Origin of the sequence: Streptococcus sanguinis (genome assembly GCF_019928825.1) — a bacterium.
Lineage (GTDB): Bacteria > Bacillota > Bacilli > Lactobacillales > Streptococcaceae > Streptococcus > Streptococcus sanguinis_L.
Genome location: NZ_JAHZOP010000005.1, coordinates 138,392 through 154,222, shown reverse-complemented (window position 1 = coordinate 154,222; position 15,831 = coordinate 138,392). Strand labels below are relative to the sequence as shown.

The window sequence follows — 15,831 nt, the reverse complement described above, 5'->3', positions numbered from 1 at the left end:
TGCACTTGGTTCGTCTTGTTCAGTTTTCAAAGGGCTTTGTCTTTCGCGACAACTATATTAGTATATCACCCAACCACACCTCTTGTCAATACCTTTTCTAATTTTTTTTTACATTTTTTTGAAGTTTTTTATGCATTAAAGTCTTTCCGTCTATTAGAGTGCGGGAAGATATGCTTCTTCCCCTAATTGACGAGCTAATAAACCAGCTCTTGCCAACTGAAGCAAAGTCTTTGTGAATTCATAAATATGCTCTCTTTCACTTGCAGACAACTCTTTTTTAGAAAACTTTCTTCTTAAAGCTTTGTAATCCCGACCTTCCTCTTGAAAGAAGGGAGCGTCTTGTAAATAGGCTTTTACATTCTCCAAATTTTCTAAAATACCAAGATGAAAAGCAGCAGAAGAAAAGGTTCTATCAAAAGGCTGAGTGCAGACGCTCCGAAACTCTACTGTCCCCCGCGTCGTCAAATCTTGATACTGATAACTTCTATGATTCTTGAAGTCTGCTCCCCTTGGAGTCAAATTTGCTTTTTCACCTGAAAGGCTATAAGCTTCAATAGTTTTCTGGCTCAAGTATTCATTAGCAGATATCGGATAGAAATAGTAGGATTGACCATTTCGTTCGGCAGTGAAAAGCGCTGATTTACTAAGATAAGCAAAAAATTCATCTTCAGTTTGAAAATCTTTTGAATTCACACCCGCATTTTCCTGTAAAATGCCATGCATCGATTGCTCCCAGAAAATGTCCCGAGCTATTTTTGTATCCCAAGAAGAATCCGAAAACTCTGAATTGGCAAAAAGGTATGCCTTAGCAGCTTCAATTTGATTGAAGACATTGATGACGCTTAAATAATTTTCTCTTGAGACATCCAGCTGAACTTGACTCCCACAAATAAAAGCACCATATTCTGGATAATTGTGCAAACCTTCCATGTTCTTTCCCATAGCTAAATACTGCATCAGCATTTCATATCTTGGATATTTAACTGGACTATTATCATTTTCAGCCCAGAAAGGATGAATACCTTCTCCTTGAATTTCATGATGTTCTTCACGCAGAATTAGCTGAATAATGTTCAGATAGTTCTTAAAACGCTCTTCAACTTCTTGAATTCTGCTAGCCTTGGCAAAAGCAAATTCCAAAGTATTGTAAGAGACCTCAAAAAGAATTCTGTCTTCATTTTTAGTGGATTTTAGTTGGATAGGATTTCCATCTCTATCAAATCTCTCCGCTTCAAAATCATGTTCATCAAGTAAACGTTTTAATAGATTCTTGGCAACGGTCGTATCAGTCGCTCCGCCCTGGCTATTGACAATAGGAAATTCTAATTCAATGCCAATGTAGACAGTTGGATTTTCTTTAATATTCTTTAAATAGCGTTCTTTTAAAATTTGGATTGAATCAATCATTTCCATTTCCTATAAATTTTTGATAGTGTTAGAGTATTATAACAAAATTTCAGGTTTTTTCCTAGTTTCAAGCAAAAACGCCTGCTTACGAAATTGTTTTTGTCTTAAAAGCAATTTCGTAAACAAGCGTCTACCTATTATCAACTATATGATGAGTGTTCCCGCTAGGAAAAAATCCTAGCGGTAGACCAGAGCTAGACTAAGAATAGAGCCTCTATTCCATCATCATAACACTCAACAAAGATTGATGATCTTATACTAATTCGATGATTGCCATTGGCGCAGCATCTCCGCGGCGCGGTTCAGTTTTCAGGATACGAGTATATCCACCGTTGCGCTCTGCATAGCGTGGTGCAATCTCAGAGAACAATTTTTGAAGAGCAGTAGTTGTAGTATACTTTTCTGTTGCTTCATCATAGTTTTCTGATGCGATTTCATTGCGTACAAAAGCTGCTGCTTGACGACGAGCGTGCAAGTCTCCACGTTTGCCCAATGTAATCATTTTTTCTACTGTTTTACGGATTTCTTTAGCACGAGCTTCAGTTGTCACGATTGATTCGTTGATCAGCAAATCAGTAGTCAAATCGCGAAGCATTGCTTTACGTTGTGAGCTAGTGCGTCCTAGTTTACGGTAAGCCATGTATTCCTCCTTTATTTATCGTTTTTTAACCCCAGACCGAGATCAGCAAGTTTAACTTTTACTTCTTCCAGACTCTTGCGTCCCAAGTTACGAACTTTCATCATTTCAGGCTCAGATTTCTCTGTCAAATCAAATACAGTATTGATACCTGCACGTTTCAAACAGTTGTATGAGCGAACTGACAAATCTAATTCTTCGATAGTCCGTTCCAAAATGCGGTCATCAGAAGTCTTTTCTGCTTCCTTCATAACGTCTGCAGCGATAGCTACTTCTGTCAGATTAGTGAAGAGATTCAAATGTTCCGTAAGGATGCGGGCTGAAAGTCCCAAAGCATCTTCTGGAATAATTGTTCCATTCGTTAAAATTTCAAGGGTTAGTTTGTCAAAACCATCGTTGCTACCAACACGAGCTGGCTCAACCTGGTAATTAACTTTTGTCACAGGCGTATAGATAGAATCCACCGCAAGTGTTCCCACTGGTGCATCATCTTTCTTATTTTCATCTGCAGGCACATAACCACGACCGCTATTGACAGTCATCGTTGCCTTAAAGCTTGCACCTTCTCCGATTGTAAAGAGATAATGATCAGGGTTTATAATTTCAATATCACTGTCTGTTAAAATGTCTCCGGCAGTTACTTCTGCTGGTCCTTCAACATCCAGTTCAATAATCTTTTCGTCTTGGACGTAAGATTTTACAGCAATCCCTTTGACGTTCAGAATAATTTGCATCACGTCTTCGCGGACACCAGAAATTGTATCAAACTCGTGTAACACACCTTCAATATTAATTGAAGTAACTGCAGCACCTGGAAGTGAAGCCAAAAGCACACGGCGAAGAGAATTTCCCAGCGTTGTACCATAGCCACGCTCAAGCGGCTCTACTACAAACTTGCCATAATCTTTATTTTCATCAATTTTTGTTATATTTGGTTTTTCAAACTCAATCATTTGCTATACTCCCTCTTAAACGAAAAGCAGTGTAACGGTTGGTGATTATACACGGCGACGTTTTGGAGGACGAGCACCATTGTGTGGTACAGGAGTCACATCACGAATAGCTGTTACTTCAAGACCAGCGGCAGCAAGAGCACGAATAGCAGACTCACGACCAGAACCTGGACCTTTTACAGTAACTTCAACTGATTTCAGACCGTGTTCCTGTGCAGATTTAGCAGCTGCTTCAGATGCCATTTGGGCAGCAAATGGTGTAGATTTACGAGAACCTTTAAATCCAAGAGCTCCAGCAGATGACCAAGCAATCGCGTTACCATGCACATCAGTAATCATAACAATAGTGTTATTAAATGTAGCGTGAATATGAGCAATACCGGATTCGATATTTTTCTTCACACGACGTTTACGTGTTGGTTTAGCCAAGACTTTTTACCTCCTTATATTATTTTTTCTTACCTGCAATCGCAACAGCTTTACCTTTACGAGTGCGGGCGTTATTTTTAGTGTTTTGTCCACGGACAGGAAGTCCACGACGGTGACGGATTCCACGATATGAACCGATTTCCATCAAACGTTTGATGTTCAAGTTTACTTCACGACGAAGGTCACCTTCAACTTTAATCGCATCTACTTCACGACGGATAGCGTCTTCTTGTTCGATTGTAAGATCTTTTACACGGATGTCTTCTGAAACTCCAGCAGCTGCCAAGATTTTCTTAGAAGTTGGAAGTCCGATACCGTACACATAAGTCAGTGAAACGACTACACGTTTGTCATTTGGAATGTCAACTCCAGCAATACGAGCCATTTTTTCTCCTTTCTATCTTATCCTTGACGTTGTTTGTGTTTTGGATTTGCTGGGCAAATTACCATAACACGACCATTACGACGAATAACTTTGCAGTATTCGCAAATTGGTTTGACCGATGGTCTTACTTTCATTTTTTCCCTCCAAGTTTTTCGATTATTTAAAGCGGTATGTGATCCGTCCACGTGTCAAATCATAAGGACTCATTTCTACAGTCACACGGTCTCCCGCTAAAATACGAATATAGTTTTTACGAATTTTACCAGAAACTGTTGCTAAAATCTGATGTCCATTTTCAAGTTCAACCGTAAACATTGCATTAGGCATTGTATCAACTACCTTGCCTTCAACCTCAATCACATCGTCTTTTGCCACGCAAAAGTACCTCCATAAATTTCGATTTGATCCCTCTGAGCACAGAGGTAACAATTATAAGTCAGACTAATTCATTGTATCACTACTTGTCAAATATTGCAAGCAGGAAAAACGCTTTTATTTCAAATTTGTCAAGACTTTTTCGATAGCTGAGAAGACATCATTAATATCTTGATTTCCTTGAATATCATGGACCAGACCTTTTCTGCGATAGTGATCAATAATCGGCTGACCCTGAGCAATATTGACATCCAAACGACGTTTAACCGTCTCAGGCTTATCATCTTCACGCTGGTAATAATCCTCTTCCTTGTAGTCTGCTGGCGGATTGAAGACCTTGTGGAAGGTTTCGCCTGTTTCACGATGGATAATCCGACCGCTCAAACGCTCCAGCAAGCTGTTAGGATCCACTTCGATATTGATAACGCCATCCAAAGCCAAATCAAGCTCTGTCAGAGTTTGGTCCAAGGCATGTGCTTGTTCAATCGTACGTGGGTAACCATCCAACAAGAAACCTGTTTCTTTGATGTCGTTCTGTGAAAGGCGTTCTTTAACGATTCCGTTTGTGACTTCATCTGGCACCAACTCGCCCTTGTCAATATAGGACTTGGCTAAAACGCCCATCTCTGTTTGGTTAGCAATCGCCGCACGGAACATATCTCCAGTCGAAATATGCGCAACATTGAAGTTCTCAACGATTTTAGCAGCTTGAGTTCCTTTACCAGCACCTGGTAAGCCCATAATCAAAAGATTCATGATTGGTCTCCTTTTTTGTTTTTAAAGCAATCTATTAAACCGATTAATAAACTCGTTTAAAAACAAAATAGAAGGGGGTGAGTCTACTCTGTCCCCTTTTATTTTGTTTATTTTCGGTTCAAGAAAGGTTATCTGAACGGGCTTCTCATTAGAAAAGCTATTCAAAAAGTCCCTTACTCTGAAGTATCCATAAAGCCGACATACTTTCTCTTCAGCAGGTAGCCTTCTAGCTGTTTCATTCCCTCAATACCGGTTGAGATGATGATCAAGAGACTGGTTCCTCCAAGAGCAACGGCATCTGTCAATCCAAATACATCTTTAGCCAAGATAGGCAGGATAGAAATGAAACCTAGGAAGAGAGATCCCACTGTTGCCAAACGACGAAGCAGCTTAGACATGTAGTCTTCTGTTCCTTTACCTGGACGAACACCTGGAATGTAGGCTCCGCTCTTTTGCAGATTTTCTGCTGTCTTCTCTGGATTAATCTGTACAAAAGTATAGAAGAATGTAAAGAGGACAATCAGGAAGGCGTACATGAACATACCACTAATAGTCGTTGTTGCCAAAAGTGACTGAGCTGTCTTAACCCAATCTGCGTCATAGCCCATAGCACTGACAACTTGGAAAATCGCTGCCGGTGCAGCTGTAATCGAGCTGGCAAAGATTACTGGAATAACCCCAGCCGGATTGACTTTCAGTGGCAGATAGGAGCTAGAAGGTGCACCCTTAGCTACTTTCGTATACTGAACTGGAATTTTATATTCAGCCTGCTGTACAAAGGTTGTAAAGTAAATGATGAGAAGGACCGCCACAATCAGAATTCCTACAAAAATGAAGGATGAAGTCAAACGCTCACTCGGAATATTGACAAAGTAATCTTCATAGATACCTTTAATCATATCAGGGATAGCGGAAACGATACCAGCAAAGATGATCATGGAAACGCCATTTCCGTAACCCTTGTCTGTAATCTGCTCACCCAGCCAAGTTACAATCATTGAACCAGTTGCTAGAAGAACGCAAATCAAAGCGTAGGTCTGAACATTAGGATTGGCAACCAGATTAGCTCTTGAGAGAGTATCAAAACCAGCGGTAATCCCAATTGCCTGCACAAAGGCCAAAACTAGGGCGATATAACGAGTCGCTTGATTCAGCTTCCTCCGTCCCACTTCCCCTTGCTTGCCCCACTCTACAAACTTCGGAAGCAAGTCCATTTGCAGCAGCTGAACAACGATCGAAGCTGTGATGTAAGGACTGACTCCAAGTGCAAAGACAGAAAAGTTGCGCATAGCATTACCAGACACCAAGCTCAGCATATTCAGGAATGGCAAATCATTCAAATTGCTTAAGGCTTTGGCATTAATCCCTGGAACCGTTATGGTTGTACCGATACGGAAAACTAAGATGATAAAAATCGTGAACAGAATCTTAGACCGTACCTGTTTGATTTTAAATGCGTCTTTTAATAGTTTGAAAAACATAGGTCACCTCGCTTAGATGACTTCCACTGAACCACCTTTAGCAGTGATAGCTTCTTCAGCTGATTTAGAGAATTTAGCTGCCTTAACAGTCAATTTCTTTGTCAATTCTCCGTTACCAAGAATCTTGATACCTGATTTTTCAGCTTTTACAATACCTGCTTCGATGAGAACAACTGGTGTTACTTCAGCGCCATCTTCAAAGGCGTTCAGTTGGTCAAGGTTAACAATCGCATATTCTTTGCGGTTGATGTTCAGGAAACCACGTTTTGGAAGACGACGGAACAATGGAGTTTGCCCACCTTCAAAACCAAGGCGAACGCCGCCACCGCTACGAGCTTTTTGACCTTTTTGACCACGGCCAGATGTTTTACCGTTACCAGATGATGTACCACGACCAACACGGTTGCGGACTTTACGAGAACCTGCAGCAGGTTGTAATTCATGAAGTTTCATTATATTATTTCTCCTCTTTTTGTAAAATGCTAGCGCTCATATAGGAGAAAAGGTGTCTCCTATATAAACTCGCCTATACATATATTTAGTTTTAGGGGCTGAGAAAATCCCATCCCCTAACGTATTTTAATTTAAAGTTGTTAAACCAGCAAAGCTTATTTAACTTCTTCAACAGTTACCAAATGTGATACTGCAGTAATCATACCGCGTACTGCTGGATTATCTTCTTTGATAACTGAGCTGTTCAATTTGCCAAGTCCAAGTGCTACAACAGTTTTACGTTGTGACGGGATGCGTCCGATTGGAGACTTAGTCAAAGTAATTTTAATTTGAGCCATGTTATCCCCTTTCTTATGCCAAGTCAGAAACTGAAATACCACGAAGGGCAGCAACTTCTTCAGCGCGTTTTAATTGTTTCAAACCTTCAACAGTTGCGCGAACGATGTTGATTGGTGTGTTAGAGCCAAGAGATTTAGATGTAACATCTGCTACACCTGCCAACTCGATGACGGCACGAACCGCACCACCGGCAGCAACTCCAGAACCCTCAACAGCTGGCTTAAGCAATACTTTAGCTCCGCCAAATTCTGAAAGAACTTCGTGAGGAATTGTTGTGCCAACCATTGGTACTTCAATCAAATTCTTCTTCGCATCTTCAACTGCCTTGCGGATTGCTTCTGGTACTTCTTGAGCTTTACCAGTACCGAAGCCAACACGACCATTGCGGTCACCAACAACTACAAGAGCTGCAAAGCGAAGGCGACGTCCACCTTTAACAACTTTTGTAACACGGTTGATGGCAACTAAACGTTCTTCAAGTTCAACTGCGTTGTCTTTAAATGCCATTTTCTAGTGTCCTCCTCTTAGAATTTCAATCCGTTTTCACGAGCTGCATCAGCCAAAGCTTTTACACGTCCGTGATAGAGATATCCACCGCGGTCGAAGACGACTTCAGAAATACCTTTAGCAACTGCACGTTCAGCAACGAGCTTACCAACAACAACGGCTTGTTCTGTTTTAGTTCCTTTTGAAACTTCTTTGTCAAGAGTTGAAGCGCTTGCGAGCGTTACACCCGCTACGTCATCAATCACTTGAGCGTAGATGCCTGTATTAGAACGGAATACGTTCAAACGTGGGCGATCAGCAGTTCCAGAGAGTTTTCCGCGAACGCGACGGTGGCGTTTTTGGCGGATTTTATTTTTATCTGGTTTCGTAATCACAATTTTCACCTCTTAATTTTAATCTTGTGCTTATGCACAACCTTGGAAAACAGCTTGTTTGGTTGAAAAAATCAGCCAAACAAGATTATTTACCAGTTTTACCTTCTTTACGGCGAACGAATTCACCAACGTAGCGGATACCTTTACCTTTGTATGGTTCAGGAGCACGCAGGCTACGTACGTAAGCTGCAGTTTGTCCGACTACTTCTTTTGAAATTCCGCTGACAACGATAGTTGTTGGATTTGGAAGTTCAAAAGTGATGCCTTCTGGCGCTTCTACTTCGTCTGGATGAGATTTACCAACTGAAAGTACAAGCTTTTTGCCTTGAAGTTGAGCACGGTAACCAACCCCACGCATTTCAAGTTCTTTCTTGAATCCTTCTGATACACCAACAACCATGTTGTTCAAAAGGGCGCGAGTTGTTCCGTGGATTGTTTTCATTTCTTTTAAATCGTTTGGACGGTGAAGAGTTACTTCAGTTCCTTCCACACGGATTTCAATATCTTTTGAGAACTCACGAGTCAGTTCTCCTTTAGGTCCTTTTACAGTTACAACGTTGTCTTTGTTGCTGATTTCAACACCAGCAGGCAACACGATAACTTTATTACCAATACGTGACATGTATATATTCTCCTGTTAGATTGTCAGGCCGCATGCGACCAGTTTTCACGGGGTCTTAAATCGATTTCTCGATTTAAAGGAACATTTAGATTTCAATTTCAAAGTGAATCTAGGCATCGTATCGTAGGCATAACTTTTGGGTTAGGCAAGAGACGATAACGAAGAGTCACAAAGAAATTGAGAGCTAAATATTACCAAACGTAAGCGATAACCTCACCACCAACATTCTTTTGGCGTGCTTCTTTATCAGTCAGCAAGCCTTCAGATGTTGAAAGGATAGCAATTCCAAGTCCGTTCAGAACTTTTGGAAGATCGTCGCGTTTCTTGTAAACACGCAGACCTGGTTTTGAAACACGTTTCAAACCAGTAATAACTTTCTCACCATTTTGTCCGTATTTAAGGAATACACGGATGATGCCTTGTTTGTCATCTTCAATGATTTCAACGTTTTTTACAAAACCTTCACGCTTCAGGATTTCAGCAATCCCTTTTTTGATGTTTGATGCAGGCACTTCAAGCACTTCGTGGTTTGCTTGGTTAGCATTACGGATACGTGTCAGAAAGTCTGCAATTGGGTCAGTCATAACCATTTTATATTTCTCCTCTTACTAGTAGTTTGCAAGCTGCACTTGCTAGTTAATGATTGAGCTATGCTCAGAATATGTTTCTAGGTTTCAATTCCTAAGTGAGTCTAGGCATCGGCTTGCAAGCATAACTAAAGTTAGGCAAAAGCCGATAACGCGGAATCATAACGGAATTGGAAGCTAGAATTACCAAGATGCTTTGGTAACGCCTGGGATTTGTCCTTTGTATGCTAATTCACGGAAGCAAACACGGCAAAGTTTAAACTTGCGGTAAACGGAATGTGGACGGCCACATTTTTCACAACGAGTATAAGCTTGCGTAGAGAACTTAGCTGGGCGTTTGTTCTTAGCAATCATTGATTTTTTAGCCATTTGTTTTACCTCCTATATTATTTTGCAAAAGGCATTCCAAGGCCTGTAAGCAATTCGCGTGACTCTTCGTCAGTGTTAGCAGTTGTTACGATAACGATGTCAAGACCACGAGTCTTATCAACGTCATCAAAGTTGATTTCTGGGAAGATCAATTGTTCTTTCACACCAAGTGTGTAGTTTCCGCGTCCATCAAATGATTTTGTTGGAACACCGTGGAAGTCACGAACACGTGGAAGAGAAACTGAAACTAATTTATCCAAGAATTCATACATACGTTCGCCACGAAGGGTTACTTTAGCACCGATCGCTACACCTTCACGAAGACGGAAGCCGGCGATTGATTTTTTAGCTTTAGTGATAAGTGGTTTTTGACCTGAGATAAGAGCCAATTCTTCAGCAGCTTTTTCAAGGTTTTTAGCGTTTGATACAGCGTCACCGACACCCATGTTCAAAACGATTTTATCCACTTTTGGCACAGCCATAACAGATGAGTAGTTGAACTTTTCAGTCAAAGCTGGAACTACTTCTTTAAGATATTTTTCTTTTAAACGATTTGCCATTATACTTCTCCTTTCCTTCGTGATTAGTCAAGCACTTCGCCTGATTTTTTATTGTAACGAACTTTTTTGCCGTCTACAAACTTGTAGCCAACACGTCCTGCAACACCATTCTTGTCAAGCACTTGAACGTTTGACACATGGATTGGTGCTTCTTTTTCCACGATAGCACCTTGAGGGTTTTCGTTATTTGGCTTTTGGTGTTTCTTAACGATGTTTACACCTTCAACAACAACTTTGTTTACTTTTGGAAGAGCTGTAACAACAAGCGCTTCAACACCCTTGTCTTTACCAGCAATTACGCGAACTTTGTCGCCTTTTTTTACAAACATTTATTTCTCCTCTTAATTCTTACGCCCATAGGGGCACCCTGACTTTTGCCAGGGGACTGTGTTTGTTAATTTCGATTAAAGTACTTCTGGAGCCAATGATACGATCTTCATAAAGCCACCGTCACGCAATTCGCGAGCAACTGGGCCGAAGATACGAGTTCCGCGAGGAGTTTTGTCTTCACGGATGATGACTGCAGCGTTTTCGTCAAATTTGATGTATGAACCATCTTTACGACGAGCACCTGATTTAGTACGAACGATAACAGCTTTTACAACGTCACCTTTCTTAACCGCACCACCAGGAGTAGCTTGTTTTACAGACGCAACGATTACATCACCGATGTTAGCGAACTTACGTCCTGAGCCACCAAGAACTTTGATTGTCAAGATTTCGCGAGCGCCGCTGTTGTCGGCAACTTTCAAACGAGTTTCTGTTTGAATCATTTAAGTTTTCTCCTTTCTGGTTTGATTAGATGATAACCGCTTCTTCAACGACTTCTACAAGACGGAAGCGTTTTGTAGCTGAAAGCGGACGAGTTTCCATGATACGAACGATATCGCCTTCTTTGGCAACATTGTTTTCGTCATGTGCTTTGTACTTCTTAGAGTAGTTAATACGTTTACCATAGACTGGGTGGTTACGTTTAGTTTCAACTACAACTGTGATTGTTTTGTCCATTTTGTCAGAAACAACGCGTCCGACAAGAACTTTACGATTATTGCGTTCCATTGAAATTCTCCTTCCCTAGTCTATTATTTAACTTCTGATTGAACAGTTTTGATACGAGCGATTTGTTTTTTCACTTCTTTCAGGCGAGCTGTCTGCTCCAATTGGCCAGCAGCTGCTTGGAAACGAAGATCAAACAATTCTTTCTTCAATTCATTTTCACGCTTCGCGAGTTCTTCTTGAGAAAGACCACGAAGTTCTTTAACAAATTCTTTTACTTCATTAAGTTTCATGCCTTCTCCTTATTCTGCTTCACGTTTTACGAATTTACATTTAACTGGAAGTTTGTGGCTTGCAAGACGAAGCGCTTCGCGAGCGATTTCTTCTGAAACGCCAGCAACTTCAAACATTACTTTGCCACGCTTAACTGGTGCAACCCAACCTTCTGGAGCACCTTTACCAGATCCCATCCGTACACCGATAGCTTTTGCAGTGTATGATTTATGTGGGAAGATTTTAATCCAAACTTTACCGCCACGTTTCATGTAACGAGTCATAGCGATACGGGCAGCTTCGATTTGGCGGTTAGTGATCCAGTGGCTAGTAGTTGCTTGAAGACCGTATTCTCCAAATGCTACTTCTTTTCCGCCTTTAGCTTCACCGCGCATTTTTCCACGGAATTCGCGACGGTGTTTAACACGTTTAGGTACTAACATTGGTTATTTACCTCCTTTAGTGTTTTTACGAGCTGGAAGGACTTCTCCACGGTAGATCCAGACTTTAACACCCAGTTTACCGTAAGTAGTGTCAGCTTCTTCCCAAGCGTAATCGATATCCGCACGAAGAGTGTGAAGCGGAACAGTTCCCTCAGAGTAACCTTCGCTGCGGGCGATATCTGCACCGTTCAAACGACCTGATACTTGAGTTTTGATTCCTTTAGCTCCTGCACGCATTGTACGTTGGATAGCTTGTTTTTGAGCACGACGGAAAGCAACACGCTGCTCAAGCTGGCGAGCAATTCCTTCACCAACCAGATGCGCATCCAAGTCAGGACGCTTGATTTCGATGATGTTGATGTGGACTTGTTTTCCAGTCAATTTGTTGAGTTTTGCACGGAGTGCATCAACGTTTGCTCCACCTTTACCGATAACCATACCTGGCTTAGCAGTGTGAAGAGAAACGTTAACTTTGTTTACTGCGCGTTCAATTTCAATAGTTGAAATCGCTGCGTCAGCCAATTCTTTTTGAACGAATTTACGGATTGCAAGATCTTCATGAAGGTAATCCGCGTATTCTTTTTCAGCATACCATTTGGCATCCCAATCACGGATGATGCCGACACGCATACCAATTGGATGTACTTTTTGACCCACGATGTTACCTCCTTATTTTTCTGCAACGACCACAGTGATGTGGCTTGTGCGTTTGTTGATTGGTGAAGCTGAACCTTTAGCGCGCGGACGGAAACGTTTCATAGTTGGTCCTTCATTTGCGAAAGCTTCAGATACTACCAAGTTTGCTTTTTCCAAACCAAAGTTGTTTTCAGCATTAGCGATTGCAGAGTTCAAAACTTTTTCGATAATGCCAGCAGCTTTGTTTGGCGTGAATTTCAAGATTGCGATTGCGTCAGCGACGTTTTTACCACGAATATTGTCAAGAACCAGACGAGATTTACGAGGTGAAACACGCACTGTACGAGCCATTGCTTTAGCTGAAGTAATTTCTGCCATTTATGTTCTCCTTATTTTCTACGTGTTTTCTTGTCGTCTGCAGCGTGACCCTTGTAAGTACGAGTTGGCGCAAATTCACCAAGCTTGTGACCTACCATGTCTTCCTGGATGTAAACAGGCACGTGTTTACGTCCGTCATAAACTGCGATTGTGTAACCAATGAAACTTGGGAAGATCGTTGAACGACGTGACCAAGTTTTGATGACTTTTTTCTTTTCGTCGTTAGCTTGAGCTTCAACTTTCTTCATCAGATGCTCATCGACGAAAGGTCCTTTTTTAAGACTGCGTCCCATTTTATATTTTCTCCTTTAAATAAGTACCACAGCGGCCTGCGCTGACTAAGCAGCGCTACCGAGCTGGCGGATAAATTGTTTTAAATTATTTCTCGTTGCGACGACGAACGATAAGTTTGTCAGATTTCGCTTTTTTGTTACGAGTTTTAAGTCCAAGAGCAGGTTTGCCCCATGGAGTAGATGGCGCTTTACGACCAACTGGTGCTTTACCTTCACCACCACCGTGTGGGTGATCGTTAGGGTTCATTACAGAACCGCGAACTGTTGGGCGGATACCTTTCCAACGGCTGCGTCCTGCTTTACCAAGGTTTACAAGTCCATGTTGTTCGTTTCCGACAACACCAACTGTAGCGCGGCAAGTACCAAGAATCATACGAACTTCGCCTGATTGAAGACGAACAAGAGTGTACTTACCTTCTTGACCCAATACTTGAGCAGAAGCTCCAGCAGCACGAACCAATTCTCCACCGCGGCCTGGCTTCAACTCAATGTTGTGAACCAAAGTACCGACTGGGATGTTAGCAAGCGGAAGAGCGTTTCCGACTTTGATATCTGCTTCAGGACCTGAAACGATGCGTTGACCAACTTCAAGACCTTTAGGAGCAATGATATAAGCCTTCACACCGTCAGTGTAGTGAACCAAAGCGATGTTTGCTGAACGATTTGGATCATACTCAATTGTTTTTACAACTGCTTCAACAGCGTCTTTGTTACGCTTGAAGTCAATCAAACGGTAGTGACGCTTGTGGCCGCCACCTTGGTGACGAACAGTGATGCGACCGTTGTTATTACGACCAGCCTTGCTCTTCAAAGAAACAAGCAAAGATTTTTCTGGAGTGCTGGTAGTGATTTCAGCGAAATCCAAAGAAGTCATATTACGGCGACCGTTTGTTGTTGGTTTATAAACACGAATTCCCACGATATTTCCTCCTTAGATTATTCTTCTTCTGCACCGAACAACTCGATTGCTTTTGAATCAGCTGTCAGTGTTACGATAGCTTTTTTAGTTTTGTTTGTAAAACCAGTGTAGCGTCCAACGCGTTTTGCTTTTGGTTTTACATTGATAGTGTTAACGTTAGCAACCTTAACTCCTTCAAAAGCAGCTTCAACAGCTTGCTTGATCAAGAGTTTGTGAGCGCGAGTGTCAACTTCAAATACGTATTTGCCTGCTTCGTACTGAGCCATTGAGCCTTCAGTGATAACAGGTTTTTTGATTACGTCGTACAAATTCATTATGCAAGAACCTCCTCAATTTTAGAGATAGCTGCCTGAGTAACCAGAAGTTTATCGCTGTTTACGATGTCCAGAACGCTTGCAGTTGTTGCAGTTGCAACTTTCACGTTTGGAAGGTTGCGAGCTGAAAGTGCAGCGAATTCGTTTCCTTCTTCAAGGATAACAAGAACTTTCGTATCAATGCTCAGTGCAGCAAGCACTTTTGCAAACTCAGCAGTTTTTGGAGCTGTAAATGAAAGGCTGTCTACAGCTACGAATTTGTTTTCAGCAACTTTTTCAGAGTAAACTGATTTCAATGCCAATCTACGAACTTTACGCGGAAGTTTGTAAGCATATGAACGAGGAGTTGGACCGAATACGATACCACCACCACGCCATTGTGGAGAGCGGATAGAACCTTGACGAGCACGTCCAGTTCCTTTTTGACGCCATGGTTTGCGTCCGCCGCCTGACACTGCAGAACGGTTTTTAACAGCGTGAGTTCCTTGACGAAGGCTAGCGCGTTGGCTGATGATAACATCAAAGACAACTGATTCATTTGGTTCAATACCAAAGACCGCATCGTTCAGAACTACTTCACCAGCTTCTTTACCAGTTTGGTCAAATAATTTTACGTTTGCCATTGTGACTGATTTCCCCTTTCTTTATTATTTACCAGCTTTAACTGCTGACTTGATAGTGATAAGAGATTTCTTAGCACCTGGTACGTTACCTTTAATCAGGATAACGTTATTCTCTGGAACAACCTGTACGATTTCAAGGTTTTGAATCGTTACACGGTTGCCACCCATACGTCCAGCCAAGCGTTTGTTTTTGAAGACGCGGTTTGGCGCAACTGGTCCCATTGAACCAGGACGACGATGGTAACGTGAACCGTGAGCCATTGGACCACGAGATTGGCCGTGGCGCTTGATAACACCTTGGAAACCTTTACCTTTTGAAGTTCCTGTTACATCAACAACATCACCAGCTTCGAATGTATCGACAGTGATTTCTGCTCCTACTTCCAAGCCTTCAATGTTTTTGAATTCACGAATGAAGCGCTTAGGAGCTGTGTTAGCTTTCGCTACATGGCCTTTGGCAGGTTTGTTGCTCAATACGTCACGAAGGTCATCAAAACCAACTTGAACTGCGTTGTAACCATCTGTTTCAACTGTTTTAACTTGAAGAACAACGTTTGGAGCTGCTTCAACAACAGTTACAGGGATTAATTCGCCAGCTTCAGTGAAGATTTGAGTCATTCCCACTTTTTTCCCTAAGATTCCTTTTGTCATGAGAAAATGTTTCCTTTTCTATAATTTTTTTCAAAAAGTTTTTAACGAGCGTTTTTCATGCTCTGGTTTAG

General features: G+C 41.7%; 29 protein-coding genes. All 29 read right to left on the bottom strand.

Translation table 11 applies throughout. The features are described from left to right. Positions 1-153 precede the first annotated feature (153 nt). The 29 genes from K1J09_RS10800 to rplC all read right to left on the bottom strand — a co-directional run bounded on the left by K1J09_RS10800 (position 154) and on the right by rplC (position 15,760). Positions 154-1,413: a glutamate-cysteine ligase family protein gene (locus tag K1J09_RS10800; RefSeq protein ID WP_126436043.1), complete on the bottom strand. Its 1,260-nt coding sequence runs from the start codon at positions 1,411-1,413 to the stop codon at positions 154-156. A 247-nt stretch (positions 1,414-1,660) separates the two neighbouring features. Beyond that, on the bottom strand, positions 1,661-2,047 hold the full coding sequence (rplQ, locus tag K1J09_RS10795; protein ID WP_002894521.1) for a 50S ribosomal protein L17: 387 nt from the start codon (positions 2,045-2,047) through the stop codon (positions 1,661-1,663). A gap of 11 nt (positions 2,048-2,058) precedes the next feature. Then, on the bottom strand, positions 2,059-2,997 hold the full coding sequence (locus K1J09_RS10790) for a DNA-directed RNA polymerase subunit alpha (RefSeq protein WP_002894519.1): 939 nt from the start codon (positions 2,995-2,997) through the stop codon (positions 2,059-2,061). A 45-nt stretch (positions 2,998-3,042) separates the two neighbouring features. After that, positions 3,043-3,426, bottom strand: coding sequence for a 30S ribosomal protein S11 (gene rpsK / locus K1J09_RS10785; protein WP_001118385.1), 384 nt, complete (start codon positions 3,424-3,426; stop codon positions 3,043-3,045). Positions 3,427-3,445: 19 nt separating this feature from the next. Then, complete coding sequence (gene rpsM, locus K1J09_RS10780; protein ID WP_002894516.1) at positions 3,446-3,811, bottom strand: 30S ribosomal protein S13; 366 nt, start codon at positions 3,809-3,811, stop codon at positions 3,446-3,448. 17 nt (positions 3,812-3,828) lie between these two features. After that, positions 3,829-3,945 carry a 50S ribosomal protein L36 gene (rpmJ, locus tag K1J09_RS10775; protein WP_001808836.1) on the bottom strand — a complete coding sequence of 39 codons (117 nt, stop codon included), beginning with the start codon at positions 3,943-3,945 and terminating at the stop codon, positions 3,829-3,831. Between the two features lie 22 nt (positions 3,946-3,967). Next, entirely contained in the window at positions 3,968-4,186 is a 219-nt protein-coding gene (infA, locus tag K1J09_RS10770) for a translation initiation factor IF-1 (RefSeq protein ID WP_001029883.1), read from the bottom strand. A gap of 117 nt (positions 4,187-4,303) precedes the next feature. Continuing rightward, positions 4,304-4,942: an adenylate kinase gene (locus K1J09_RS10765; protein ID WP_002905789.1), complete on the bottom strand. Its 639-nt coding sequence runs from the start codon at positions 4,940-4,942 to the stop codon at positions 4,304-4,306. Positions 4,943-5,115: 173 nt separating this feature from the next. Continuing rightward, positions 5,116-6,423 (bottom strand): preprotein translocase subunit SecY, encoded by a 1,308-nt coding sequence (gene secY, locus K1J09_RS10760; protein ID WP_002931923.1) that lies wholly within the window; start codon positions 6,421-6,423, stop codon positions 5,116-5,118. A 12-nt stretch (positions 6,424-6,435) separates the two neighbouring features. After that, entirely contained in the window at positions 6,436-6,876 is a 441-nt protein-coding gene (gene rplO / locus K1J09_RS10755) for a 50S ribosomal protein L15 (protein WP_002901833.1), read from the bottom strand. Between the two features lie 155 nt (positions 6,877-7,031). Then, complete coding sequence (rpmD, locus tag K1J09_RS10750; RefSeq protein WP_002894509.1) at positions 7,032-7,214, bottom strand: 50S ribosomal protein L30; 183 nt, start codon at positions 7,212-7,214, stop codon at positions 7,032-7,034. Positions 7,215-7,227: 13 nt separating this feature from the next. Further along, positions 7,228-7,722 carry a 30S ribosomal protein S5 gene (gene rpsE / locus K1J09_RS10745; RefSeq protein WP_002894506.1) on the bottom strand — a complete coding sequence of 165 codons (495 nt, stop codon included), beginning with the start codon at positions 7,720-7,722 and terminating at the stop codon, positions 7,228-7,230. Between the two features lie 17 nt (positions 7,723-7,739). Next, on the bottom strand, positions 7,740-8,096 hold the full coding sequence (gene rplR, locus K1J09_RS10740) for a 50S ribosomal protein L18 (protein WP_009659213.1): 357 nt from the start codon (positions 8,094-8,096) through the stop codon (positions 7,740-7,742). 85 nt (positions 8,097-8,181) lie between these two features. Further along, positions 8,182-8,718 (bottom strand): 50S ribosomal protein L6, encoded by a 537-nt coding sequence (gene rplF, locus K1J09_RS10735; RefSeq protein ID WP_223323876.1) that lies wholly within the window; start codon positions 8,716-8,718, stop codon positions 8,182-8,184. A 191-nt stretch (positions 8,719-8,909) separates the two neighbouring features. Then, entirely contained in the window at positions 8,910-9,308 is a 399-nt protein-coding gene (gene rpsH / locus K1J09_RS10730; protein WP_002898725.1) for a 30S ribosomal protein S8, read from the bottom strand. Between the two features lie 180 nt (positions 9,309-9,488). Next, a complete protein-coding gene (locus K1J09_RS10725) occupies positions 9,489-9,674 on the bottom strand; it encodes a type Z 30S ribosomal protein S14 (RefSeq protein ID WP_001085697.1) in 186 nt (61 codons plus the stop codon). A gap of 17 nt (positions 9,675-9,691) precedes the next feature. Continuing rightward, on the bottom strand, positions 9,692-10,234 hold the full coding sequence (rplE, locus tag K1J09_RS10720) for a 50S ribosomal protein L5 (protein ID WP_002894499.1): 543 nt from the start codon (positions 10,232-10,234) through the stop codon (positions 9,692-9,694). 23 nt (positions 10,235-10,257) lie between these two features. Then, on the bottom strand, positions 10,258-10,563 hold the full coding sequence (rplX, locus tag K1J09_RS10715; protein ID WP_002894497.1) for a 50S ribosomal protein L24: 306 nt from the start codon (positions 10,561-10,563) through the stop codon (positions 10,258-10,260). A 75-nt stretch (positions 10,564-10,638) separates the two neighbouring features. Beyond that, positions 10,639-11,007 (bottom strand): 50S ribosomal protein L14, encoded by a 369-nt coding sequence (gene rplN, locus K1J09_RS10710; RefSeq protein WP_002894494.1) that lies wholly within the window; start codon positions 11,005-11,007, stop codon positions 10,639-10,641. A 25-nt stretch (positions 11,008-11,032) separates the two neighbouring features. Further along, positions 11,033-11,293 carry a 30S ribosomal protein S17 gene (rpsQ, locus tag K1J09_RS10705; RefSeq protein WP_000440801.1) on the bottom strand — a complete coding sequence of 87 codons (261 nt, stop codon included), beginning with the start codon at positions 11,291-11,293 and terminating at the stop codon, positions 11,033-11,035. A 23-nt stretch (positions 11,294-11,316) separates the two neighbouring features. Then, on the bottom strand, positions 11,317-11,523 hold the full coding sequence (gene rpmC, locus K1J09_RS10700) for a 50S ribosomal protein L29 (protein ID WP_002894488.1): 207 nt from the start codon (positions 11,521-11,523) through the stop codon (positions 11,317-11,319). A 9-nt stretch (positions 11,524-11,532) separates the two neighbouring features. Beyond that, positions 11,533-11,946 (bottom strand): 50S ribosomal protein L16, encoded by a 414-nt coding sequence (gene rplP, locus K1J09_RS10695; protein ID WP_000960948.1) that lies wholly within the window; start codon positions 11,944-11,946, stop codon positions 11,533-11,535. Positions 11,947-11,949: 3 nt separating this feature from the next. After that, positions 11,950-12,603, bottom strand: a complete 654-nt coding sequence (gene rpsC / locus K1J09_RS10690) for a 30S ribosomal protein S3 (RefSeq protein WP_002894486.1) — start codon at positions 12,601-12,603, stop codon at positions 11,950-11,952. A gap of 12 nt (positions 12,604-12,615) precedes the next feature. Beyond that, the gene (rplV, locus tag K1J09_RS10685; protein WP_002894484.1) at positions 12,616-12,960 is read right to left on the bottom strand and encodes a 50S ribosomal protein L22; all 345 of its coding nucleotides are present in this window, start codon (positions 12,958-12,960) and stop codon (positions 12,616-12,618) included. A gap of 11 nt (positions 12,961-12,971) precedes the next feature. Further along, entirely contained in the window at positions 12,972-13,253 is a 282-nt protein-coding gene (gene rpsS / locus K1J09_RS10680) for a 30S ribosomal protein S19 (protein ID WP_000533766.1), read from the bottom strand. Between the two features lie 85 nt (positions 13,254-13,338). Continuing rightward, complete coding sequence (gene rplB / locus K1J09_RS10675; RefSeq protein ID WP_002894482.1) at positions 13,339-14,172, bottom strand: 50S ribosomal protein L2; 834 nt, start codon at positions 14,170-14,172, stop codon at positions 13,339-13,341. A 17-nt stretch (positions 14,173-14,189) separates the two neighbouring features. Beyond that, on the bottom strand, positions 14,190-14,486 hold the full coding sequence (locus K1J09_RS10670; protein WP_002894481.1) for a 50S ribosomal protein L23: 297 nt from the start codon (positions 14,484-14,486) through the stop codon (positions 14,190-14,192). Beyond that, the gene (rplD, locus tag K1J09_RS10665; protein ID WP_002894480.1) at positions 14,486-15,109 is read right to left on the bottom strand and encodes a 50S ribosomal protein L4; all 624 of its coding nucleotides are present in this window, start codon (positions 15,107-15,109) and stop codon (positions 14,486-14,488) included. The genes K1J09_RS10670 and rplD overlap by 1 nt, the downstream gene beginning before the upstream one ends. Positions 15,110-15,133: 24 nt before the next feature. Continuing rightward, on the bottom strand, positions 15,134-15,760 hold the full coding sequence (gene rplC, locus K1J09_RS10660) for a 50S ribosomal protein L3 (RefSeq protein WP_223323877.1): 627 nt from the start codon (positions 15,758-15,760) through the stop codon (positions 15,134-15,136). Positions 15,761-15,831: the final 71 nt, after the last annotated feature.

Excerpts from the sequence above, each read along its gene's own strand:
- K1J09_RS10800 (WP_126436043.1), bottom strand. The coding sequence starts at position 1,413 with ATGGAAATGATTGATTCAATCCAAATTTTAAAAGAACGCTATTTAAAG.
- rplQ (WP_002894521.1), bottom strand. The coding sequence starts at position 2,047 with ATGGCTTACCGTAAACTAGGACGCACTAGCTCACAACGTAAAGCAATG.
- K1J09_RS10790 (WP_002894519.1), bottom strand. The coding sequence starts at position 2,997 with ATGATTGAGTTTGAAAAACCAAATATAACAAAAATTGATGAAAATAAA.
- rpsM (WP_002894516.1), bottom strand. The coding sequence starts at position 3,811 with ATGGCTCGTATTGCTGGAGTTGACATTCCAAATGACAAACGTGTAGTC.
- rpmJ (WP_001808836.1), bottom strand. The coding sequence starts at position 3,945 with ATGAAAGTAAGACCATCGGTCAAACCAATTTGCGAATACTGCAAAGTT.
- K1J09_RS10765 (WP_002905789.1), bottom strand. The coding sequence starts at position 4,942 with ATGAATCTTTTGATTATGGGCTTACCAGGTGCTGGTAAAGGAACTCAA.
- secY (WP_002931923.1), bottom strand. The coding sequence starts at position 6,423 with ATGTTTTTCAAACTATTAAAAGACGCATTTAAAATCAAACAGGTACGG.
- rplO (WP_002901833.1), bottom strand. The coding sequence starts at position 6,876 with ATGAAACTTCATGAATTACAACCTGCTGCAGGTTCTCGTAAAGTCCGC.
- rpmD (WP_002894509.1), bottom strand. The coding sequence starts at position 7,214 with ATGGCTCAAATTAAAATTACTTTGACTAAGTCTCCAATCGGACGCATC.
- rpsE (WP_002894506.1), bottom strand. The coding sequence starts at position 7,722 with ATGGCATTTAAAGACAACGCAGTTGAACTTGAAGAACGTTTAGTTGCC.
- rplF (WP_223323876.1), bottom strand. The coding sequence starts at position 8,718 with ATGTCACGTATTGGTAATAAAGTTATCGTGTTGCCTGCTGGTGTTGAA.
- rpsH (WP_002898725.1), bottom strand. The coding sequence starts at position 9,308 with ATGGTTATGACTGACCCAATTGCAGACTTTCTGACACGTATCCGTAAT.
- K1J09_RS10725 (WP_001085697.1), bottom strand. The coding sequence starts at position 9,674 with ATGGCTAAAAAATCAATGATTGCTAAGAACAAACGCCCAGCTAAGTTC.
- rplE (WP_002894499.1), bottom strand. The coding sequence starts at position 10,234 with ATGGCAAATCGTTTAAAAGAAAAATATCTTAAAGAAGTAGTTCCAGCT.
- rplX (WP_002894497.1), bottom strand. The coding sequence starts at position 10,563 with ATGTTTGTAAAAAAAGGCGACAAAGTTCGCGTAATTGCTGGTAAAGAC.
- rplN (WP_002894494.1), bottom strand. The coding sequence starts at position 11,007 with ATGATTCAAACAGAAACTCGTTTGAAAGTTGCCGACAACAGCGGCGCT.
- rpsQ (WP_000440801.1), bottom strand. The coding sequence starts at position 11,293 with ATGGAACGCAATAATCGTAAAGTTCTTGTCGGACGCGTTGTTTCTGAC.
- rpmC (WP_002894488.1), bottom strand. The coding sequence starts at position 11,523 with ATGAAACTTAATGAAGTAAAAGAATTTGTTAAAGAACTTCGTGGTCTT.
- rplP (WP_000960948.1), bottom strand. The coding sequence starts at position 11,946 with ATGTTAGTACCTAAACGTGTTAAACACCGTCGCGAATTCCGTGGAAAA.
- rplV (WP_002894484.1), bottom strand. The coding sequence starts at position 12,960 with ATGGCAGAAATTACTTCAGCTAAAGCAATGGCTCGTACAGTGCGTGTT.
- rpsS (WP_000533766.1), bottom strand. The coding sequence starts at position 13,253 with ATGGGACGCAGTCTTAAAAAAGGACCTTTCGTCGATGAGCATCTGATG.
- K1J09_RS10670 (WP_002894481.1), bottom strand. The coding sequence starts at position 14,486 with ATGAATTTGTACGACGTAATCAAAAAACCTGTTATCACTGAAGGCTCA.
- rplD (WP_002894480.1), bottom strand. The coding sequence starts at position 15,109 with ATGGCAAACGTAAAATTATTTGACCAAACTGGTAAAGAAGCTGGTGAA.
- rplC (WP_223323877.1), bottom strand. The coding sequence starts at position 15,760 with ATGACAAAAGGAATCTTAGGGAAAAAAGTGGGAATGACTCAAATCTTC.